Annotated in this window: 19 protein-coding genes; 1 reads left to right on the top strand and 18 read right to left on the bottom strand. The window is 65.7% G+C overall.

The features are described 5' to 3' along the window. Positions 1-64: 64 nt before the first annotated feature. The 11 genes from cysM to cmk form a co-directional block, all read right to left on the bottom strand. Entirely contained in the window at positions 65-967 is a 903-nt protein-coding gene (gene cysM / locus AC1Q6V_RS04035; RefSeq protein WP_010812945.1) for a cysteine synthase CysM, read from the bottom strand. 135 nt (positions 968-1,102) lie between these two features. After that, positions 1,103-2,404, bottom strand: coding sequence for a solute carrier family 23 protein (locus tag AC1Q6V_RS04030; RefSeq protein ID WP_010812946.1), 1,302 nt, complete (start codon positions 2,402-2,404; stop codon positions 1,103-1,105). Positions 2,405-2,641: 237 nt separating this feature from the next. Next, positions 2,642-3,010, bottom strand: coding sequence for a ComEA family DNA-binding protein (locus AC1Q6V_RS04025; RefSeq protein ID WP_010812947.1), 369 nt, complete (start codon positions 3,008-3,010; stop codon positions 2,642-2,644). 155 nt (positions 3,011-3,165) lie between these two features. Then, a complete protein-coding gene (gene rfaD / locus AC1Q6V_RS04020; RefSeq protein WP_010812948.1) occupies positions 3,166-4,161 on the bottom strand; it encodes an ADP-glyceromanno-heptose 6-epimerase in 996 nt (331 codons plus the stop codon). 28 nt (positions 4,162-4,189) lie between these two features. Further along, positions 4,190-5,137, bottom strand: coding sequence for a D-glycero-beta-D-manno-heptose-7-phosphate kinase (gene rfaE1, locus AC1Q6V_RS04015; protein ID WP_010812949.1), 948 nt, complete (start codon positions 5,135-5,137; stop codon positions 4,190-4,192). An 80-nt stretch (positions 5,138-5,217) separates the two neighbouring features. Next, positions 5,218-6,600 carry a UDP-glucose dehydrogenase family protein gene (locus tag AC1Q6V_RS04010; RefSeq protein ID WP_010812950.1) on the bottom strand — a complete coding sequence of 461 codons (1,383 nt, stop codon included), beginning with the start codon at positions 6,598-6,600 and terminating at the stop codon, positions 5,218-5,220. 37 nt (positions 6,601-6,637) lie between these two features. Beyond that, a complete protein-coding gene (gene lapB / locus AC1Q6V_RS04005) occupies positions 6,638-7,876 on the bottom strand; it encodes a lipopolysaccharide assembly protein LapB (protein WP_010812951.1) in 1,239 nt (412 codons plus the stop codon). 3 nt (positions 7,877-7,879) lie between these two features. After that, entirely contained in the window at positions 7,880-8,236 is a 357-nt protein-coding gene (locus tag AC1Q6V_RS04000) for a LapA family protein (RefSeq protein WP_010812952.1), read from the bottom strand. Between the two features lie 274 nt (positions 8,237-8,510). Further along, entirely contained in the window at positions 8,511-8,933 is a 423-nt protein-coding gene (locus tag AC1Q6V_RS03995; RefSeq protein WP_010812953.1) for an integration host factor subunit beta, read from the bottom strand. Positions 8,934-8,963: 30 nt separating this feature from the next. Beyond that, the gene (gene rpsA, locus AC1Q6V_RS03990; protein ID WP_010812954.1) at positions 8,964-10,658 is read right to left on the bottom strand and encodes a 30S ribosomal protein S1; all 1,695 of its coding nucleotides are present in this window, start codon (positions 10,656-10,658) and stop codon (positions 8,964-8,966) included. Positions 10,659-10,824: 166 nt separating this feature from the next. Beyond that, positions 10,825-11,493 carry a (d)CMP kinase gene (gene cmk / locus AC1Q6V_RS03985; protein ID WP_010812955.1) on the bottom strand — a complete coding sequence of 223 codons (669 nt, stop codon included), beginning with the start codon at positions 11,491-11,493 and terminating at the stop codon, positions 10,825-10,827. Positions 11,494-11,619: 126 nt separating this feature from the next. On the opposite strand from cmk, the gene AC1Q6V_RS03980 reads away from it, so the two are divergent. Next, a complete protein-coding gene (locus AC1Q6V_RS03980; RefSeq protein WP_010812956.1) occupies positions 11,620-11,856 on the top strand; it encodes a DUF2061 domain-containing protein in 237 nt (78 codons plus the stop codon). Here the strand turns inward: AC1Q6V_RS03980 and aroA are convergent. From aroA to gyrA, 7 genes are all read right to left on the bottom strand, one after another. Beyond that, positions 11,853-13,157, bottom strand: coding sequence for a 3-phosphoshikimate 1-carboxyvinyltransferase (gene aroA, locus AC1Q6V_RS03975; protein WP_454750223.1), 1,305 nt, complete (start codon positions 13,155-13,157; stop codon positions 11,853-11,855). The two genes, AC1Q6V_RS03980 and aroA, sit on opposite strands and share 4 nt — an antisense overlap. Before the next feature lie 41 nt (positions 13,158-13,198). Next, on the bottom strand, positions 13,199-14,095 hold the full coding sequence (locus AC1Q6V_RS03970; protein WP_454750222.1) for a prephenate dehydrogenase: 897 nt from the start codon (positions 14,093-14,095) through the stop codon (positions 13,199-13,201). 108 nt (positions 14,096-14,203) lie between these two features. Next, the gene (hisC, locus tag AC1Q6V_RS03965; protein WP_010812959.1) at positions 14,204-15,331 is read right to left on the bottom strand and encodes a histidinol-phosphate transaminase; all 1,128 of its coding nucleotides are present in this window, start codon (positions 15,329-15,331) and stop codon (positions 14,204-14,206) included. A gap of 28 nt (positions 15,332-15,359) precedes the next feature. Beyond that, positions 15,360-16,520, bottom strand: a complete 1,161-nt coding sequence (pheA, locus tag AC1Q6V_RS03960) for a prephenate dehydratase (RefSeq protein ID WP_010812960.1) — start codon at positions 16,518-16,520, stop codon at positions 15,360-15,362. 108 nt (positions 16,521-16,628) lie between these two features. Continuing rightward, positions 16,629-17,786 carry a 3-phosphoserine/phosphohydroxythreonine transaminase gene (gene serC / locus AC1Q6V_RS03955; protein ID WP_051398460.1) on the bottom strand — a complete coding sequence of 386 codons (1,158 nt, stop codon included), beginning with the start codon at positions 17,784-17,786 and terminating at the stop codon, positions 16,629-16,631. 159 nt (positions 17,787-17,945) lie between these two features. Next, a complete protein-coding gene (locus AC1Q6V_RS03950) occupies positions 17,946-18,509 on the bottom strand; it encodes a DUF2059 domain-containing protein (protein WP_010812962.1) in 564 nt (187 codons plus the stop codon). Between the two features lie 94 nt (positions 18,510-18,603). Next, positions 18,604-21,270 carry a DNA gyrase subunit A gene (gene gyrA, locus AC1Q6V_RS03945; RefSeq protein ID WP_011614697.1) on the bottom strand — a complete coding sequence of 889 codons (2,667 nt, stop codon included), beginning with the start codon at positions 21,268-21,270 and terminating at the stop codon, positions 18,604-18,606. Between the last annotated feature and the right edge of the window lie 2 nt (positions 21,271-21,272).

Here is a 21,272-nt window from a genome sequence, read left to right as displayed (position 1 = left end):
GCTGCCCGCCAAAGCAAGAAAGGCCTCGCATTTGCGAGGCCTTTCTTGTTGGCACCGGTTCAGGTCACGCCGGGAACACGCCGGTCGACAGGTAGCGGTCGCCGCGGTCGCACACCACGAACACGATGGTGGCGTTCTCCACTTCCTCGGCAATGCGCAGCGCCACGCAGAGCGCGCCCGCGGCCGAAATGCCGCAGAAGATGCCCTCTTCGGAAGCCATGCGCCGCGCCATGTGCTCGGCATCGCCCTGGCTCACCGGCTCGGTACGGTCGATGTAGCTGGCATCGTAGATCTTGGGCAGATACGCCTCGGGCCACTTGCGGATGCCCGGGATGCGCGAGCCTTCGGCCGGCTGCGCGCCGATGACCTGGATCTCCGGGTTCTGTTCCTTCAGGTAGCGCGACACGCCGGTAATGGTGCCGGTGGTGCCCATCGCCGAAACGAAGTGGGTGATGCGGCCGTCGGTATCGCGCCAGATCTCCGGCCCGGTGCCCTCGTAGTGCGCCTGCGGGTTGTCCGGGTTGGCGAACTGGTCGAGGATCACGCCCTTGCCATCGCGCTCCATCGAATCCGCCAGGTCGCGGGCGTACTCCATGCCGCCCTTGACCGGGGTCAGGATGATCTCGGCACCGTAGGCCGCCATGCTCTGGCGGCGTTCGAGGCTCAGGTCCTCGGGCATGATCAGCACCATCTTGTAGCCGCGGATGGCGGCCGCCATGGCCAGCGCGATGCCGGTATTGCCGGAAGTCGCCTCGATCAGGGTGTCGCCCGGCTTGATGCGCCCGCGCGCCTCGGCCCGGGCGATCATCGACACCGCGGGGCGGTCCTTGACCGAACCGGCCGGGTTGTTGCCTTCGAGCTTGCCGAGGATCACATTGCCGCGCGCGTCGTTGGCGGCACCGGGGATGCGCTGCAGTCTGACCAGCGGCGTATTGCCGATGGTGTCTTCAATTGTCTTGTAGGCCATGGAGCGAGGGGTCGCGAAAGGGGGTCGCAAACGGGGGATTCCAATTCGCCGGCCATTGTAATCCAGACACCTATCCCTCGCCGGCAGGCGGGATTTACGCTGCCACCCGCCCGCCTGCGCCCATCCTGCCCTGGCTCAGCCCTCTTCGTGGTTGCCTTCGCCCAACAGGTGGTACAGCAGGATGCAGCCGAAGGTGGCAGTCCCGATGCCGCCCAGCGTCATGCCGCCCAGTTTCAGCGTCAGGTCGCCGGCGGCCACCGTCAGCGTGGCGCCAACCGTGATCAGGTTGCGCGAGCTGGAGAAGTCCACCTTGTTCTGCACCCAGATCCGGCCCGCCGTCGCCGCGATCAGGCCGAACACGACGATGGTCAGCCCGCCGATCACCGGACCCGGGATGGTCAGGATCAGCGCACCGAACTTGGGCGAGAAGCCCAGCAGGATGGCCACCGCGGCCGCGACCACGAAGATCAGCGTCGAGTAGATCTTGGTGACCGCCATCACGCCCATGTTCTCGGCATAAGTGGTCACGCCGGTGCCGCCGCCGCTGGCCGACAGCATGGTCGCGATGCCGTCGCCGATGAAGGCACGGCCGATATACGGGTCCAGGTTGCGCCCGGTCATCACGCCGATGGCCTTGATATGGCCCAGGTTCTCCGCCACCAGCACAATCGCCACCGGGGCGATCAGCAGCATGGCGCTGAGCTCGAAGGTCGGCGCCGTGAACGCCGGCAGCCCGAACCAGCTGGCCGCTGCCACGCTGGAGAAGTCGATCGGCTTGCCCAGCCCCATCATATTGGTGCCCAGGTAGTAGGCGAGGTAGCCGGCCAGGCCGCCGATCAGCACCGGCAGGCGCCCGATCATGCCGGGCGCACGCACCGCCACCAGCCCCACGGCCACCACCGTCAGCAGGCCCACCCAGGTATCGAGGGCCGCCCCGCTGACCGCCTTGACCGCTACCGGGGCCAGGTTCAGCCCGATCGCCGCGACGATGGCGCCGGTCACCACCGGCGGCATCAGCTTTTCGACCCAGGCGTAGCCCACCGCCTGCACGATCAGGCCGATCACCGTGTACAGCGCGCCGGCGGCGATGATGCCGCCCAGTGCCACCGGGATATTGAGGTTGGGGCCGCTGCCCGCGTAGCCGGTGGCGGCGATCACCACGGCGATGAAGGCGAAGCTGGAGCCAAGATAGCTCGGCACCCGCCCGCGCACGCACAGGAAGAAGATCAGCGTGCCGATGCCGGAAAACAGGATGGCGATATTCGGGTTGAAACCCATCAGGATCGGTGCAATGGCGGTCGAGCCGAACATCGCCACCACGTGCTGGATGCCGGCCAGCAGCGTCTGCCCGGCGGGCAGCCGCTCATCCGGCCCGATCACACCTTCGGTCTTGAGCCGCCACTGCGGCAGGAATCCCGCGTCCTCGCCATTCGCCATATTGTTCTGCTCCCTGTGGTCCGGGCTGGCCGCCTGGTCGGCGGCCGCCGCGTTTGTGCCTGGTTGTTTGGTAGATGCGTGCCTGTCGGCAGTCACGCGCGGCAGATCCTGCCGGCGCGGCGTCCGCATGATACTCCGCCGCCACGGGGCGTGCGAAGCGGCAAGGGTCTAGCACAACCCATACCAGCAAGGAGAGCGCCCGGCCACGTGGCAGCCGGGCGCCAGCCCCTGCGCCTGCTAGCGCGCCGGCTTGGTGGCCGCCGCGGGCGCTGCCTTGGCGGCCTTGGCCGGGGCCGCTGCTGCGGCTCCCTTCGGGCCAATGGCGAGGCCAGCGTCCTGCAGCTTCGCCACGGACTTCGGCCCGATGCCGCTGACGCGCTCGGCCAGGTCCGCGGCGTCCTTGTAGGGCCCACGCTTGTTGCGTTCGTCGATGATGTTGCGGGCGGTGGCGGCTCCCACGCCCTTGACCGAGGTCAGCGCCGCCTCGTCCGCCGTGTTGACATCGATGGCGGCATGCGCGGCACCGCCTGCGAACAGGCAGATGGTTGCAGCAAGGAATACCAGGGAAAAACGCCGGGCAAGTTGCCGGACCCAATGCTTGAACATGAAGGCTCTCCTTTCCTGTGGATGGTCTGAGGTACCACCCCCGCCGGGGCGGCGAGGTCAGGTCAGGATAGGGGCGGGCCGCAGCGGCGGCCCATGCGGCAACAAAAGTTGACACCGGCCGCACGAAAGCGTGTCGGCCGGCTGCGCGCCGATTGTCAGCCGGCGCGTTCGATCAGCCAGCGGCAGTAGCGCGCCACGCCTTCCTCGACGCTCAGGAACGGCTCGCTGTAGCCGGCGCTGCGCAGCTTCGACACATCCGACTGCGTAAAGCACTGGTACTTGCCGCGCAGCGCATCGGGGAACTTGACGTACTCGAGCAGGCCTTCCTGCACCAGTTCATCGAGCGACAGGCGCGGCTTGCCTTCGGCCTCGCGCAGGGTATTGACCACGGTGGCGGCGATGTCGTTGAACGGCTGCGCGCGGCCGGTGCCGAGATTGAAGATGCCGGACTTGTCCGGATGGTCGAAGAAGTGCAGGTTGACCTTGACCACGTCCTCGACCGAGATAAAGTCGCGGCTCTGCATGCCGGGGGCATAGCCACCGTACTCGCCGAACAGCTTCACCGTGCCGTCGGCGCGGAACTGGTTGAAGTTGTGGAAGGCGACCGAGGCCATGCGGCCCTTGTGCGTTTCACGCGGGCCGTACACGTTGAAGTAGCGGAAGCCCACGATCTGCGACAGCGCCGACGGCAGCCGGCGCCGCACGATCTGGTCGAACAGGAACTTGGAGTAGCCGTACACGTTCAGCGGGCGCTCAAACTCGCGGTCTTCGCGGAACACCTGCGAAGCACCGTAGGTAGCCGCCGACGACGCATACAGGAACTGCGTGCCCTGTTCCAGGCAGCTCTCCATCAGCGACAGCGTGTAACGGTAGTTGTTCTCCATCATGTAACGGCCGTCGGTCTCCATGGTGTCGGAGCACGCGCCCTCATGGAATACCGCCCGCACCTTGCCGAACTCGCCGCGGGCAAAGCGCGCGAGGAAGTCCTGCTTGTCCAGGTAGTCGGAGATCTCGCAGTCGACCAGGTTGTGGAACTTGTCGGCACGGGTCAGGTTGTCGACAGCGATGACGTTGGTCTCGCCGCGGTCGTTCAGGCCTTTGACGAGGTTGCTGCCGATAAAGCCAGCGGCGCCGGTGACGATGATGGTCATGGTCGGATCAGGATGGGGGCGCCACGCCTCACGGGGCGGCGCCGAACAATTCAGAATAAGAGACGACGGCGGTACCAAGCTTGCCCACCACGATGGCGCCGGCACGATTGGCATGCTGCACGGCTTCCTTGAGCGGCACGCCGGCACCCAGCATGGTGGCGAGCGTGGCGATCACGGTATCGCCCGCACCCGATACATCATAGACCTCGCGCGCCTGGGCGGAGACGTGCAGCACCTCGGCCTCGGTGTAGAGCGTCATGCCCTCTTCCGAGCGCGTCAGCAACAGCGCCTCCAGCTGCAGCCCGCGGCGCAGGTTCTGCGCGCGGATGGTCAGGTCGGCCTCGGTCTTCCAGGCGCCGACCACGGCACGCATCTCGGCCCGGTTAGGGGTGATCAGGGTGGCGCCGCGGTAGCGCGAGTAGTCGTCGCCCTTGGGATCGATCAGCACCTTGCGCCCGGCCGCGCGGCTGGCGTCGATCATGCGCGTGACGTGGGTCAGACCGCCTTTGCCGTAATCGGACAGCACCAGCACCTGGTAGTCGTTGATCAGGGCCAGGAAGCGGTCCTGTACCGCGGCCAGCACTTCATGCGCCGGCGCGCTCTCGAAATCCACGCGCAGCAACTGCTGCTGGTGCGCCACCACGCGCAGCTTGATGGTGGTGTTGAGCTTGGGATCGCGGTGCAGGTAGGGCTGCACATGGCTCTCGCCCAGCAGCGCTTCAAGCGTGCGGGCCGGCTCGTCGTCGCCGACCACGCCCAGCATGCCCACGCGTGCGCCCAGTGCCGCGGCATTGCGGGCCACGTTGGCGGCGCCGCCCAGGCGCTCGTCGCTGCGCTTGACCTGGACCACCGGCACCGGTGCTTCCGGCGAGATGCGCTCCACATCGCCGAACCAGTAGCGGTCCAGCATCATGTCGCCGACCACCAGGATATGGGACTGCCGGATCTGCTCCTGCGGAATGACGGTCTTGTTCATGAAGATCCTTGGCAATATCGCGCCGGCCGCGGCCGCCGCGTTAGCTTATCGGTTGATGAGTCCGTTGACCCGCCGGCGCCTCATTCGTTCACGGCCTGCCGGGTCGGGCGGCCGATGGCGTGGTACTCCACGCCGGTCTCGACCATGGCCTCAGGCTCATACAGGTTGCGCCCGTCGAAGACCACCGGGGCCTTCAGGCGCCGCTTGATCTGACCGAAGTCTGGGCTGCGGAACACCTTCCATTCAGTCACGATCACCAGCGCGTCGGCGCCGTCCAGCGCATCCATCTGGTTCTCGTGGAAACTCACGCGCGCGGCGCCGCCCGGCAGGTCGGCCAGGTCGGCATCCAGCACGCGCCGGGCTTCGGCCATCGACACCGGGTCGTGCATGCGCAGCGACGCGCCGCGCGACACCAGTTCGCGTGCCAGCACCCGCGACGGTGCCTCGCGCATGTCGTCGGTGTTGGGCTTGAAGGCCAGGCCCCACACCGCAAAGGTGCGGCCAGTCAGGTCATCGCCGAAGCGGCGCACGACCTTGTCGCCCAGCACGCGCTTCTGTGCGCCGTTGACCGATTCCACCGCTTCCAGCACGCGCATCGGCTTGCCATGGTCGGCGGCGGTGCGCATCAGCGCCTGCACGTCCTTGGGGAAGCATGAACCGCCATAGCCGGCGCCGGCATACAGGAAGCTGTAGCCGATGCGCGGGTCCGATCCGATGCCCATGCGCACCAGTTCGATATCGGCGCCGACCTCGTCGGCCAGGTTGGCCAGCTCGTTCATGAACGAGATGCGCGTGGCCAGCATCGAATTGGCGGCGTATTTGGTGAACTCGGCCGAGCGCACGTCCATGTAGAAGGTGCGCTCGTGGTGCCGGTTGAACGGCGCGTAAAGCTGGCGCATGGTGGCCTGCGCGTGGCGGCCGGCGACGTCGGCGTTGCAGCCCAGCACGATGCGGTCCGGGCGCATGAAGTCCTCGACCGCGGCGCCCTCCTTCAGGAACTCGGGGTTCGACACCACCGAGAACTGCAGGTCTTCCAGGCTGCGCGCGGCCAGCTCCGCGCGGATCGTGGCGGCCACGCGGTCGCCGGTACCAACCGGCACGGTGGACTTGTCGACCACGACCTTGAAGCCGGTCATATGGCGGCCGATATTGCGCGCCGCCGCCAACACGTACTTCAGGTCGGCAGAGCCGTCTTCGTCCGGGGGCGTGCCCACGGCGATGAACTGCACGTCGGCGTGCTCGACGCTGGCCGCCACGTCGGTGGAAAAGGTCAGCCGCCCGGCGGCCCGGTTGCGCTGGATCAGCTCCTGCAGGCCCGGCTCGTAGATCGGCACCCCGCCTGCGTTAAGCAGCGCGATCTTCTGCTCGTCCAGGTCCAGGCAGAACACGTCGTTGCCAAGTTCCGCCAGGCAGGCGCCGGTGACAAGGCCGACATAGCCGCTGCCGATGATCGTGACTTTCATAGCGTTAATTCAATTCTGTTGCACAGGCCGCCCGGGATCAGCCGAGCGTCTCGGAACGCCGCGGGGCGTAGGTTTCCCAGCGGTTGCATCCCGGGCATTGCCAATAGAAGAGCCGGGCGCGGAAGCCGCACTCGCGGCAGGTGTAGCGCGCGAGGTTGCGCGTGCGCAGCTGCAGCAGGTCACGGATGGCCGTGGTTTCCTGCGCTTGCTCGCCGTTGCCGTCGGCGCCCTCGGCACCCTCTGCCGGGGCATCGGCACCCGCCGGCTGCGCGGACGGGGCGCCGGCCGTGACCACCGCCGCCTGCGCCTCGAAATACTTGGTCAGCGCCAGCAGCGTGGGCTGGCGGCGCAGCTGTTCGCGCATCAGGCGCGCGGCGGCTTCCGGGCCGTTTACTTCCAGCTCTGCCTTGTAGGCGGTATCGAGCACCTCCGGCGCCAGCTTGCCCTTGAGCAGGCCGCGCAGCCATTCCAGTGCGGCGCCCTCCTCCTGCAGGCTGGCGTAGGCCTTGACCACGCGGTCCGCCACCAGCGGCAGAAAGGATGCATCCTGCCGTTCGATGCCAAGCCAGTGGCCAAGCGCCGCGCGGGCATCGCCCGCCGCCGCGGCCACGTCGCCCAACAGGATCGGGGCACGCACGTTGGCAGGATTCTCGGCAACGGCCTGGTTCAGCCACTTCACCGCATCTTCGGGGCGCTTGCGCTGCAGCGCGTCCTGCGCCAGCTCGCAGCAGAACTGGGCAATCTGCAGGCTGTAGCTGGTCTGCTCCAGCGTCTGCAGCTCGCGCGCAGCCTCGATCGCCTTCTGCCACTCCTTTTCCACTTCATAGAGCTCAAGCAGCACGCGCTTGGCCGACGCCGCGTACGGGCCCGACATCAGCCGGCGCAGCGATTCCTCGGCGCGGTCCAGCAGGCCGGCGCGCAGGAAGTCCTCGCCCAGTTCAAACAAGGCATGCTCACGCTCGGGCTCGGGCAGGTCGGGGCGGGTCGCCAGGTTCTGGTGCACGCGGATGGCACGCTCGGTTTCGCCGCGGCGGCGGAACAGCGCGCCCAGCGCGAAGTGCAGCTCGGTGGTTTCCGGGTCCAGCCGCGCGACCTCGATAAAGGCGTCGATGGCCTTGTCGGGTTGCTCGTTGAGCAGGAAGTTGAGGCCCTTGAAATACGAGCGCGGCAAGGCGCCCTGCTCGCTGATCAGCTGGCGCACATCGAAGCGCGCCGCCATCCAGCCAAGGCCAAAGACAAGTGGCAGCGCCAGCAGCCACCAGGTTTCAAACATCATGGATCAGACCTTCGGGCCGACTACGTTATAAGGAACAGGTTTGCCGTCGCGCGGCGCGGCGGCTGCTGCCGACGTTGGCGACGGCGGCGATGCCGCTGACGCGCTCGCCTGCGCGCCGGCATCGGCCAGGGCGCGGCGCAGCCGGGCAAGCTCCATGCGCTGGCGCATCAGGTTGGGCGCGATCGATGCCAGTGCCGCGACCGCGCCGAGCACGAAGGCCGCGAACAGGATCAGGATCAGCGGGGCATGCCAGACGGCGTTGAAGAACAGCTGCAGCGAGGCTTCGGCGGTATTGCGCAGCGCCAGCACGAACAGCAGCACGAATACGACGATGCGGACGATCCAGGCGAACAGTTTCATGCGGTTGGCAGCGTTTCAGCGTGACGTGGAAGCGGCACCGGCGCACTCGCGCGAGGTCCGGCAAAGACCCCGGCATTGTAACGGATACGCTTCACCTATTCGGTAACCGGGCCGTAATGCGGCCCGGGCTGCGGCCCGGCGCCAGACGCCGGCAAGCCGCTTGCGCACGATGCGCCACCCGTCTCGGTGCGCACGCAAGGCCGGCAGCAATAAAAAAAGCGCCCCTAAGGGGGCGCTTTTTTCAACCACACGAGCAGCAGGCAAAACCCGGCAATCAGGAAGAGCGGACAAAATTCAGCCCACCCTCGTGCAATCCCGCCGCTGCGGCGGGAGCGCTGCCCTGGCCTACCTTGCCCGGCACGGCCTGGGCCGTGCCGGCGGCATGACCGTTGCCATTGGCGCCCGGAGGCGCCGGCTGGCTGCGGTCAACCCGTTCGCGCAATTCCTTGCCCGCCTTGAAGTGCGGCACCCGTTTTTCGGGCACCAGCACACGCTCGCCGGACTTGGGATTGCGCCCCACGCGAGGCGGACGCTTGTTCAGACCAAAACTGCCGAATCCGCGAATCTCGATGCGGTGGCCATCGGCCAACGCCTCGGACATCGCGTCGAGTATCGTTTTGACCGAGATGTCCGCGTCCCGCAGCAGCAGCTGGGGGAAGCGGGCAGCCAGTTTTTCGACGAGCTCCGACTTGGTCATGGGCATACGCGCAAGCGCGGGGGCCTGCGATTACTGGTTGTCCTGGCCGAGCTTGGCCTTCAGCAGGGCGCCGAGGTTGGTCGTGCCAGCCGTGCCAGTGTCAGCCTGGAACTTCTGCATCGCTTCTTGCTGCTCTGCGCTGTCCTTGGCCTTGATCGACAGGTTGATGTTGCGCGACTTGCGGTCGACGTTCACCACCAGGGCGGTGATCTGCTCGCCTTCCTTCAGCACGTTGCGGGCGTCTTCCACGCGGTCAGCGGAGATTTCCGAAGCACGCAGGTAGCCTTCCACATCGTCAGCCAGCTGGACCACGGCGCCCTTGGCGTCAACCGCCTTGATGGTGCCCTGAACCAGCGAACCCTTGTCGTTGGCCGAGATGAAGTTGTTGAACGGATCGCCCGACAGCTGCTTGATGCCCAGCGAGATGCGTTCCTTGTCGACGTCGATGCCCAGAACCACGGCTTCGACTTCGTCGCCCTTCTTGTACTTGCGAACGGCTTCTTCGCCAGTCTCTTGCCACGACAGGTCCGACAGGTGCACCAGGCCGTCGATGCCGCCCGGCAGGCCGATGAACACGCCGAAGTCGGTGATCGACTTGATCTGGCCGGCCAGCTTGTCGCCCTTCTTGTGGTTACGCGAGAAATCGTCCCACGGATTGGCCTTGCACTGCTTCATGCCCAGGCTGATACGACGCTTGTCTTCGTCGATATCCAGCACCATGACTTCGACTTCGTCGCCCAGCTGGACAACCTTGGACGGGGCAACGTTCTTGTTGGTCCAGTCCATTTCCGACACGTGCACCAGGCCTTCGATGCCGGCTTCGATCTCGACGAACGCGCCGTAGTCGGTCAGGTTGGTCACCTTGCCGAACAGGCGGGTGCCTTGCGGGTAGCGACGCGAGATGCCGACCCACGGATCTTCGCCCAGCTGCTTCACGCCCAGCGAGACGCGGTTCTTTTCCTGGTCGAACTTGAGGATCTTGGCGGTGATTTCCTGGCCAACCGACAGCACTTCGCTCGGGTGGCGGACACGGCGCCAGGCCAGGTCGGTGATGTGCAGCAGGCCGTCAATGCCACCCAGATCCACGAACGCGCCGTAGTCGGTGATATTCTTGACGATACCGTTGACGATGGCGCCTTCCTTCAGGGTTTCCATCAGCTTCTGGCGCTCTTCGCCCAGGGTCGCTTCGACCACGGCGCGGCGCGACAGCACCACGTTGTTGCGCTTGCGATCCAGCTTGATGACCTTGAATTCCAGGGTCTTGCCTTCGTACGGGGTGGTGTCCTTGATCGGGCGCACGTCAACCAGCGAACCCGGCAGGAACGCGCGGATGCCGTTGACCATCACCGTCAGGCCGCCCTTGACCTTGCCGGTCACGGTACCCGAGATGATCTCGCCGTCTTCCAGCGCCTTCTCGAGGTTCAGCCACGATGCCAGGCGCTTGGCCTTGTCGCGGGAGAGGATGGTGTCGCCATAGCCGTTCTCGAGCGCATCGATGGCCACGGAGACGTAGTCGCCGGCCTGCACTTCGAGTTCGCCCTGGTCGTTCAGGAACTCCTCCACCGGCACGAATGCCTCGGACTTGAGGCCGGCATTGACGACCACGAAATTGTGGTCGATGCGCACGACTTCAGCGGAGATCACTTCGCCAGCCTTCATATTGGAGCGGGCGACGGATTCCTCGAACAGTGCGGCAAAGGATTCGTTAGTTTGCAGGTCGGACATAAACGTAAGGTGAAATCCGCAATACGCTGGCCGGCGCGACTATCGCGCTCAGTCTGCCAGTGCAGCGGGGTCAGGTTTGACACAAGCCAGCCACAAGTCTTGCCCGGGCTGGCGCCATCTGGTGCCGTCGGGGTACGCCGCTTCTACTGATGCGCCCGCATGCATCTCATGCATCGGGCCGCACAGCGGCAAACCACTCCAGCACCTGCGCCACTGCCTGGTCCACCGTCATATCGGAGGTATCCAGCAGCTTTGCATCCTCGGCGGGACGAAGCGGCGCGGCGGTGCGGGTGCGATCCCGTACATCGCGCGCTTCAAGGTCACGCAAAAGGTCTTCAATATTAGCAGAAATTCCCTTATCAATCAATTGTTTATAGCGCCTGCGAGCGCGCGCCTCAACACTTGCGGTCAGGAACACCTTGAGCGGCGCATCCGGGAAGATCACGGTGCCCATGTCGCGGCCGTCGGCGACCAGCCCGGGCAGCTTGCGGAAGCTGCGCTGCAGCTGGGTCAGCGCATCGCGCACCGGCTGGTGCACGGCGATGGCCGAGGCCCGGTTGCCGATCGCCTCGGCACGGATTGCCAGGCTGACTTCCTCGCCTTGCAGCCAGACGCGGTCAGGGCCGAACTTCACATCGAGGCGGGAAGCGATCTTTGCAAGCGCGTCCACGTCCGCCAGGTCAATCCCGGCGCGGTCGCTGGCCAGCGCCACGAGCCGGTACAGGGCGCCGCTGTCGAGCAGGTGAAAGCCCACGGCGTCCGCAACCTTGTGCGCGACAGTGCCCTTGCCCGAGGCAGTCGGCCCGTCAATGGCGATGACGTTGACGATAGTCATTGTTTATAAAGCCAAAAGAAACGATTGATTGTGAATTCAATTGAGAATCATTATTATTTGATTCATGGCGCTTGACCGCAGCCGCGGCACGGTGCCCTTCCCGTCCCAGTCGCGAGGCAATCTAACATGGCAAAAACCCTGACGTTCGGCATCATGCACCTCGGCATCGCGTTCAGCGTGACGTATGCGCTGACCGGCAGCCTCGCCATCAGCGGTGCCATCACCTTCATCGAGCCGGCCGTCAATACCGTGGCCCACTACTTCTTCGACCGCTACTGGGAGAAGCGCGAGCGCCGCCAAGCCGGGACTGCCCGCAATCATGCCCCGGCGCAGCGCAACCACGCCAACCTGGCCGGCGCCTAGCCGGTCACGCCCGCAAACACGCTGAAGTAATCCGGGAACGTCTTCGCCACACAGCCCGGATCATTGATCCGCACCGGCAGCGGCCCGAAGGCTGCCAGCGAGAAGCACATCGCCATGCGATGGTCATCATAGGTGCCAATGCCGTCGGCCGGAGTCTGCCACGGCTGCGGCGGCGTCACACGCAGGTAGTCTGCCCCCTCTTCCACGACTGCGCCGAGCTTGCGCAGTTCCGTCGCCATCGCCGCGATACGGTCCGTTTCCTTGACGCGCCAGCTGGCGATATTGGTCAGCGTGGTCGTGCCTTCGGCAAACAGTGCTGCCACCGCCAGCGTCATCGCCGCATCGGGGATATGGTTGCAGTCCAGTTCGATGCCGTGCAGGCGCCCGTCGTCGCGTTCCGTGCCGCGCACTTCGATCCAGTTGTCACCTGCCATCACATTGGCGCCCATGCGGTTGAGCGCCTCGGCGAAGCGCACATCGCCCTGGATGCTGGCCATGCCCACGCCTTCCACCCGGACCGGGCCACCGCCGATCGCGCCGGCCGCCAGGAAGTAGGAAGCGGACGACGCATCGCCCTCGACAAAGATCTCGCCCGGCGAGCGGTAAGCCGCGCCGGCCGGCAGCACGAAGCGCTCCCAGCCCTGCCGCTCGATCTTGATGCCGAAGCGCGCCAGCAGGTTCAGCGTGATCTCGATATACGGCTTGGAGATCAGCTCGCCCACCACCTCGATCTCGATGCGGCCGCTGTCGGATTGCGCCATCGGCAGGCTCATCAGCAGCGCGGTCAGGAACTGGCTCGACACATCGCCGCGCACGCGGATCGGCGCATCGATGCGAATGCCGGCCGGCTGGATATGCAACGGCGGAAAGCCTTCATTGCCAAGGTAGTCGATCACGGCGCCCACCTGGCGCAGGCCGTCGACCAGGTCGCCGATTGGCCGCTCATGCATGCGCGGCACGCCCGACAGCTTGTAGTTGCCGCCCTGCAGCGCAAGCGCGGCAGTCAGCGGGCGGATCGCGGTGCCGGCATTGCCCATGAAGAGCTCGGCCGACTTGTTCGGGAAATTGCCGCCGGCGCCGGTGACAATGTAGTCGTCGCCTTCCTGCCGCCACGCCACGCCGAGCGTGCGCAACGCCTGCAGCATCACGCGGGTGTCGTCGGAATCGAGCAGATCGCGCACGCGGGTCTCGCCCGTGGCCAGTGCGGCCAGCAGCAGCACGCGGTTGGAGATGCTCTTCGAGCCCGGCAGCCGGACGGTGCCGTTGGCGCGGGTCAGGGGGCCTAGCGTCAGGTGTTCCATGGTTCTCGTGGGCGCCAGGGCGCCGCGGTCAGGCGATTGGTTCAGGGTTCGGTATGGTTGCCCGCGGCACGCTCTGCGCCCCAGGCCAGCCGGGTCTTGCTGGCGCGCGCGAAGATGCGTTCGAGCGCGTCGCCGTCGCCCTTCTCGATCTGCGCCTTCAGGTGCGCCAGCACCGACTGGTAGGTATTCAGCTCACGCAGCAGCGCGTCGCGGTTGGCCACGCAGATATCGCGCCACATTTCCGGCGACGAGGCCGCGATGCGCGTGAAATCGCGGAAACCGCCGCCGGCGAAGCCCAGCTTCAGCGCGGCATCTTCCGCATTGGCGACCTGCGCCACCAGCGCGTACGACAGCACGTGCGGCAGGTGGCTGACCGCGGCAAACACCGCGTCGTGCTGCACTGCCGACATCACATGGCATTCTGCGCCGGCGCTTTCCCACATGGCGCGCACCGCGGCGACATCGGCGCGCGAGTTTTCCTGCAGCGGGCACAGCACGGTCTTCTTGCCGAGGTACAGGTCCGGCAGCGCCGCCTCCACGCCGTTGAGCTCGCGCCCGGCGATCGGGTGTGCCGGCACGAACTGCGCGACCTTGTCGCCGAGCGCCGTCTTGGCCGCCATGATCACGTCTGACTTGGTGCTGCCGGCATCGGTGACGATGGTGCCCGGCTGCAGGTGCGGCTCCAGCGCGTGCAGCAGCGCAAAGTTCTGCGCCACCGGCGCGCACAGCACGATCACGCTGGCGCCGCGCGCGGCATCCGCCAGCGTCGCGGCCTCGTCGATCACGCCAAGGTCCAGCGCCTTCTGCAGCGACGCCGGCGAGCGCCCCACCCCGACCACCGTGCCCACCACGCCGGCGCGCTTGAGCGCCAGCGCGAGCGAGCCGCCGATCAGGCCGACACCGACAATGACAACACGGGAAAAATGCAATGCACTCACAATCTCAGGCCGCTAGGGGCAGTGGCTCGGACCAGGCCGAGGTAAATCGATGATTGGCAACGAGGCAGGCAAGCAGCCTGCAGCGAAACGCCGCGATTGTAGCCGCGCTCACGCCAGCGCCCGCTCCAGCGCCGCGATGAAGGCCGCGTTCTCCTCGGCCAGGCCGATGGTCACGCGCAGCCAGCGCGGCAGGTTGTAGTTGCCCACCGGCCGCACGATCACGCCCTGCTTCAGCAACGCCAGGTTGACGCGCGCGCCGGCGCCGTCGTCATCGCCCACGCGCACCATCACGAAGTTGCCGGACGACGGCACGTATTCCAGCCCGAGCCGGTCGAAGGCATCGGTCAGCTGGCGCTTGCCGGCACGGTTCAGCTCGGCGCTGCGGCGCAGGAACCCGGCATCGCCCAGCGCGGCGATGGCCGCGGCCTGCGCCACGCTGTTGACGTTGAACGGCTGGCGGATGCGGTTCAGCAGGTCCGACAGCTCCGGCTGCGCCACCGCGTAGCCGATGCGCAGGCCCGCCAGGCCATAGGCCTTGGAGAACGTGCGCGACACCATCAGGTTCGGGTAGCGGCGCACCCAGGCGAGCGAATCGTATTGCTGGTCGGCATCCAGGTATTCGTTGTACGCCTCGTCCAGCACCACCACCACATTGGCCGGCACCCGCTGCAGGAAGGCTTCGATCTGCGCGGCCGGCACGAACGTGCCGGTCGGGTTGTTCGGGTTGGCGATAAAGACCAGGCGCGTATCGGGCGCGATCGCCGCGGCCATCGCCTCCAGGTCATGGCCGTAGTCGCGCGCGGGCACTTCGATGGCGCGTGCGCCGATCTCCTGCGTGGCCAGCGCGTAGACCGCGAACGAGTACTCGGCATAGACGATCGACTGACCCGGCTCCACCAGCGCATGCGCGGCCAGCTCCAGGATGTCGTTGCTGCCATTGCCCAGCGTCAGCCAGTCGGCGGGCACGCCGAAGCGCGCCGACAGCTCGCCCTTCAGCGCAAAGCCGTTGGAATCCGGGTAGCGGCCGAGTTCAGCCACCGCATCGGCCACCGCGCGGCGGGCCGACTCGGGCATGCCGAGCGGATTCTCATTGGAGGCGAGCTTGACGATGCCGGCCTCGTCAAGGCCGAACTCGCGCGCGACTTCCGAAATCGGCTTGCCGGCCACGTACGGCGAAATCGCCCGCACATAGCCGGGTCCGAACACCGTGCCGCCTTGCTTACCCTGCTCTGCCATCTCGTCTCCTTGTTCTTGCCTGGCTGCCTTACTTGCTCGACGGATACGAGCCCAGCACCTTCAGGTAAGCCGCGTTGCGCCGCAGCTCTTCGATGGCGCGCGCCACTGCCGGCTCATGCTGGTGCCCTTCCACATCGACGTAGAAGTAGTACTCCCACGCGCCGCTGCGCGCCGGGCGCGACTCGAAGCGGCACATCGACACACCGTTCTCCGCCAGCGGCGCCAGCAGCTGGTACACCGCGCCGGCCTTGTTAGGTACCGACAGGATCATCGAGGTCTGGTCGCTGCCCGACGGCTCGGTCTCATAGCGGCCAATCACGGCAAAGCGCGTGCGATTGTGCGGATCGTCCTGGATATGCGTGCGCACGATATGCAGGTGATAGCGGTTGGCGGCGGACTCGCCGGCAATCGCGGCCACGGTCGGATCTTCGCTGGCCATGCGCGCGGCCTCGGCATTGCTCGACACCGCCTGGCGCTCCAGGTGCGGATAGTTGGCGGTCAGCCAGTGCTGGCACTGCGCCAGTGCCTGCGCATGCGCGCGCACCACCGTGACGCCCTGCATGTCGGGCGTGGATGCCATCAGGTTGTGGTGCACCTTGAGCGCGATCTCGCCGCTGATCTTCAGCGAGGTCTGCAGGAACAGGTCGAGCGTGCGCGACACCGCGCCCTCGGTGGAGTTCTCGACCGGCACCACGCCGTACTCGACCGTGCCCGCCTCGACGGCACGGAACACCTCGTCGATGCTCGGGCAAGGCACGCCCGACACCTCATGGCCGAAGTGCGCATACAGCGCCTGCTCGGAGAACGTGCCGGCCGGGCCGAGGAAAGCCACTTCCAGCGGCTTTTCCAGCCCGCGGCAGGCGGACATCACCTCGCGCCAGATCGCCGCAACGCTTTCGCCCAGCAGCGGGCCGGGGTTGGCGCCCTGCACCTTGCGGATCACCTGCAGCTCGCGCTCCGGGCGGAACACCGGCGCACCGTACTTCTTCTTGACCTCGCCGACCTCGAGTGCCAGTTTGGCGCGGCGGTTCAGCATCGCCAGCAGTTCGCGGTCAACGGTGTCGATCTGCTCGCGCAGCGGGCTCAGCTCGACCGACAGCTTGCGCTCGGCTTCGCTCAGGTGGCTGTCGTTCTGCTGCTCGTTGGGCGGCGTCTCCTCGCGCGCGGGGGTGCGGTCTTGGCTTGTCATTTTGTATGAATCCGGTGGGCCGCCGGGGCGCGGCGGCCGGAGAAAAACTGACCTCTGCCTGCCGGCGCACTGTGCCTGAGGTGCGCGGGCAGCCAGCGGGAATGCGCGTCAGGCGGACGTACGCTCGAACTCGCGCATGAAATCGACCAGCGCCATCACGCCTTCCAGCGGCATCGCGTTATAGATGCTGGCGCGCATGCCGCCAACGGTCTTGTGTCCCTTGAGTTGCACCAGGCCGTTGGCCCGCGCCTGTTGCAGGAACACTTCATTGCGCGATTCGTCGCCCAGGAAGAACGGCACGTTCATGCGCGAGCGGCAGCTCGGATGGATCTCGTTGCGATAGAAATCGCTCTGGTCCAGGTAGTTGTACAGCGCCGACGCCTTGGCGATATTGCGCTGCTCGATCGCGGGCACGCCGCCCTGGCGCTTGAGCCACTTGAAGACCAGGCCGGCGATATAGATCGCATAGGTCGGCGGCGTGTTGTACATCGAGTTGTGCTCGGCCACCAGGCGCCAGTTGAATGCCGACGGGCACAGCGGGTGGGCATGGCCGATCAGGTCGTCGCGCACGATCACGATGGTGACGCCGGCCGGGCCGATATTCTTCTGCGCGCCGCCGTAGACCACCTGCACGCGCGACCAGTCGATCGGGCGCGACAGGATATGGCTGGAAGCATCCGCCACCACCACGCGGTCGCCCTTGACCTGGCCGATATCGGGAATGTCCTGGAACTCCACGCCGACGATGGTCTCGTTGGTGCACAGGTGCACGTAGCCGGCATCGTCCGACAGCTTCCAGTCAGCAATGTCGGGGATGCGGTGGAATTTCTCCGCCTCGCTGGTGGCCGCGATATTGACCGCGCCATAGCGGCGGGCTTCCTGCTCGGTCTTGACCGACCAGGTGCCGGTGACGACGAAATCGGCCTTGGGCTGCTCGGCGCTGCGCAGCCGCATCAGGTTCAGCGGCACGATGGCGTTTTCGCCAATGGCGCCACCTTGCAGGAACAGCACCTTGAAATTGGCGGGGATGTGCAGCAACTCGCGCAGGTCAGCGATCGCTTCGTTATGGATGCTTTCGAATTCGCGGCTGCGGTGGCTCATCTCCATCACCGAAACCCCGGTCCCGTGCCAGGACAGCATCTCCTCGGCAGCCTGTTGCAGCACTTCGGCGGGCAGCGCCGCCGGGCCAGGGGAGAAGTTGTAGACACGTTCGGCCAATGCACGCTGCATCATGCCGGCAAGAGCGGGATTCTGGGGATCGTTCATGAGACGGGGAATGGAAAAATGGCTGCCGGTGTTACCCAAGCAGCCATTATCCCTCAAACCCGCGCCCCGTTGGGCACCCGGGGCCAGGCCCCGGGGCCGCACTTGCCTGCAAGGCTACAGGCGGACGGCGGTCTGATTCAGTGGCGGATCACGCCAGCATCACTTCGAAGCGGCGGTGATTTCCTTCTCTGCAGCGTCGCGCATCGACTTGCCGACCTGCGGGCCGTACTTCTGCATCATCGAACCCCAGATCTCCTGGGTCGCCTTGCCCTGGTTGGCCATGAACTTCTGGCCGGTCGGCGACTTCAGGAAGGTGGTCAGGTCCTTGAGTTCCGCCGTCGAGTAGTACTTGCCGAAGGCATCGTAGTGCGCCTGGATCGCGTCCTTGCGGAAGCCATCGGTGCTGAAGGCCGAGCCGGCGCCGTCAACCATGCGCTGGACCGCGCCGTTCTTCTTCAGCTTTTCGACAGCGGCCTGCTTCTGCTTGTCGTTCAGGGTCTTGTTCTCGACCAGCACTTGTTCCAGCACCAGCGGAGCTTCCTGCTTGGCGCCTTGCTGCCAGTTTTCGGCCTGGCCCTTGACAGCCTGGTCTGCCTGCATGACGGAAAGCAGTTCCTTGATGGCTGCTGTCTTTTCCGCATCCTGCGCATGGGCGTGCTGCGCCATCATGAAGGTCGGAACGAAAGCGGCCAGAACTGCGATACGTCGATAGGTTTTGAGCATTGTGACTCCCTGGTAAATACGTCCGTTTTAGTCCGGACAGCCGCGACGCGAGTTCCGGCGGGCGTCCTATTGTTGCAACAATTTACGATTTGTCTTACGGATTAGCGTCCAAGTCGGCCCCGGCAGCACCTTCTGCACCGTCGGCGTCTTCAGCCTCGTCGCCACCGGCACCGTTATCGGCATCGCTTTCGACGATGCGCTGCAGCCCGGACAACTTGGTGCCTTCGTCAACGTTGATCAGCGTGACACCCTGCGTGGCGCGGCCCATTTCGCGGATTTCAGCCACGCGGGTACGGATCAGCACGCCACCGGTGGTGATCAGCATGATCTCATCCTCGGGCGAAACCAGTGCTGCCGCCACCACACGGCCATTGCGCTCGCTCGTCTGGATCGCAATCATGCCCTTGGTGCCGCGCCCGTGTCGAGTGTACTCAGCAATGGGGGTACGCTTGCCGTAGCCGTTCTCGGTCGCGGTCAGCACGCTGCCGCGCATGCCCGCCTCAGCCTCTTCGGCGGTCTCGGCCGGCGCCACCAGCATGGCGATCACGGTCTGGCCGTCTTCCAGGTTCATGCCGCGCACGCCGCGCGCCTGGCGGCCCATCGGACGCACGTCGTTCTCGTCGAAGCGCACGGCCTTGCCGGCATCGGAGAACAGCATCACATCGTGCTGGCCGTCGGTCACGGCCGCGCCGATCAGGTAGTCGCCCTCGTCCAGGTCGACCGCGATGATGCCGGCCTTGCGCGGATTGGAGAACTCGGTCAGCGCGGTCTTCTTGACCGTGCCGCGGGCGGTGGCCATAAAGATGAAGTGCTCGGCGTCAAACTGCTTGACCGGCAGGATCACATTGATCTTCTCGCCTTCGGACAGCGGGAACATGTTGACGATCGGGCGCCCGCGCGAGTTGCGCGAGCCCTGCGGCACCTCATACACCTTCAGCCAGTAGAGCCGGCCGCGGTTGGAGAAGCACAGGATGTAGTCGTGGGTATTGGCCACGAACAGCGTGTCAATCCAGTCGTCTTCCTTGGTCGCTGCCGCCTGCTTGCCGCGTCCGCCACGCTTTTGCGCGCGGTACTCGGAAATCGGCTGGCTCTTCATATAGCCGCTGTGCGACAGCGTGACCACCATGTCCTGCGGGGTGATCAGGTCTTCGGTGTCCAGCTCGGTCGCGTTCAGCTCGATCTGCGAACGGCGCTCATCGCCGAATTCGGCGCGGATAGCGGTGAGTTCGTCGACGATGATTGCAGTAATACGCTCCGGCCGCGCCAGGATATCCAGCAGGTCGGTGATTACCGCCATGATGTCGCGATATTCCTGGACGATCTTGTCCTGTTCGAGCCCGGTGAGGCGTTGCAGGCGCATTTGCAGGATTTCCTGCGCCTGGCCATCCGACAGGCGGTACAGGCCGTCTGCCTGCATGCCGAACACCGGCGGCAGCCCGTCCGGACGATAGGAGGCGCGGCCGCCCGGGGTCTCGCCTTCGGCGCGCGCAAGCATTTCGCGGACCAGGGCCGAATCCCATGCCTTCGCCATCAGTTCCTGCTTGGCGATCGGCGGAGTCGGTGCGGCCTTGATGATGGCGATGAATTCGTCGATGTTGGCCAGCGCGACGGCCAGGCCTTCCAGCACGTGGCCGCGCTCGCGCGCCTTGCGCAGCTCGAATACCGTGCGGCGGGTGACGACTTCTCGCCGGTGCGCCAGGAAGTACTCCAGCATCTGGCGCAGGTTCAGCAGGCGCGGCTGGCGGTCGACCAGCGCCACCATGTTCATGCCGAAGGTGTCCTGCAGCTGGGTGTTCTTATATAGGTTGTTGAGAACAACCTCGGGCACCTCGTTGCGCTTGAGCTCGATCACCACGCGCATGCCGGACTTGTCCGACTCGTCGCGGATGTCGGAAATGCCCTCGATCTTCTTTTCAGTGACCAGTTCGGCGATGCGTTCGAGCAAGGTGCGCTTGTTGACCTGGTAGGGCAGCTCGTCGACGATGATCGCCTGGCGCTGGCCGCGGTCGATGTCCTCGAAGTGCGTCTTGGCCCGCATCACCACGCGGCCGCGGCCGGTGCGATAGCCTTCGCGAACGCCCTGGATGCCATAGATAATCCCGGCGGTCGGAAAATCAGGCGCCGGAATCAATTCAATCAGTTCATCCACCGTCGCCTGCGGGTTGCGCAGCAGGTGCAGACAGCCATCGACGATTTCATTCAGGTTATGCGGCGGGATATTGGTGGCCATGCCCACCGCAATACCGGACGAACCGTTGATTAGCAGATTGGGAATACGCGCCGGCAGGATCGAAGGCTCTTTTTCAGAGCCGTCGTAGTTGCTGTCGAAATCGACGGTTTCCTTGTCGATGTCGAACAGCATCTCGTGGGCGATTTTCGCCAGGCGGATTTCGGTATAACGCATGGCCGCGGCGTTATCGCCGTCGACCGAACCGAAATTACCCTGGCCGTCGACCAGCATGTAGCGCAGCGAGAAGTCCTGCGCCATGCGGACGATGGTGTCGTAGACTGCGGTATCGCCGTGCGGGTGATACTTACCGATCACATCACCGACGATACGGGCCGACTTCTTGTAGGGTCGGTTCCAGTCGTTGTTAAGCTCGTGCATCGCAAACAGCACGCGCCGGTGCACCGGTTTCAGGCCGTCCCGCACATCAGGAAGCGCCCGGCCCACGATCACGCTCATGGCGTAATCGAGATAGGAGCGGCGCATTTCCTCTTCGAGGGAGACCGGAAGGGTTTCTTTTGCGAATGGATCCATTG

It is taken from the genome of Cupriavidus sp. GW823-FHT07B10 (assembly GCF_058794355.1).
The sequence above is the reverse complement of the archived record's forward strand: the minus strand, read 5'-3'. Positions and strand labels throughout refer to the sequence as shown.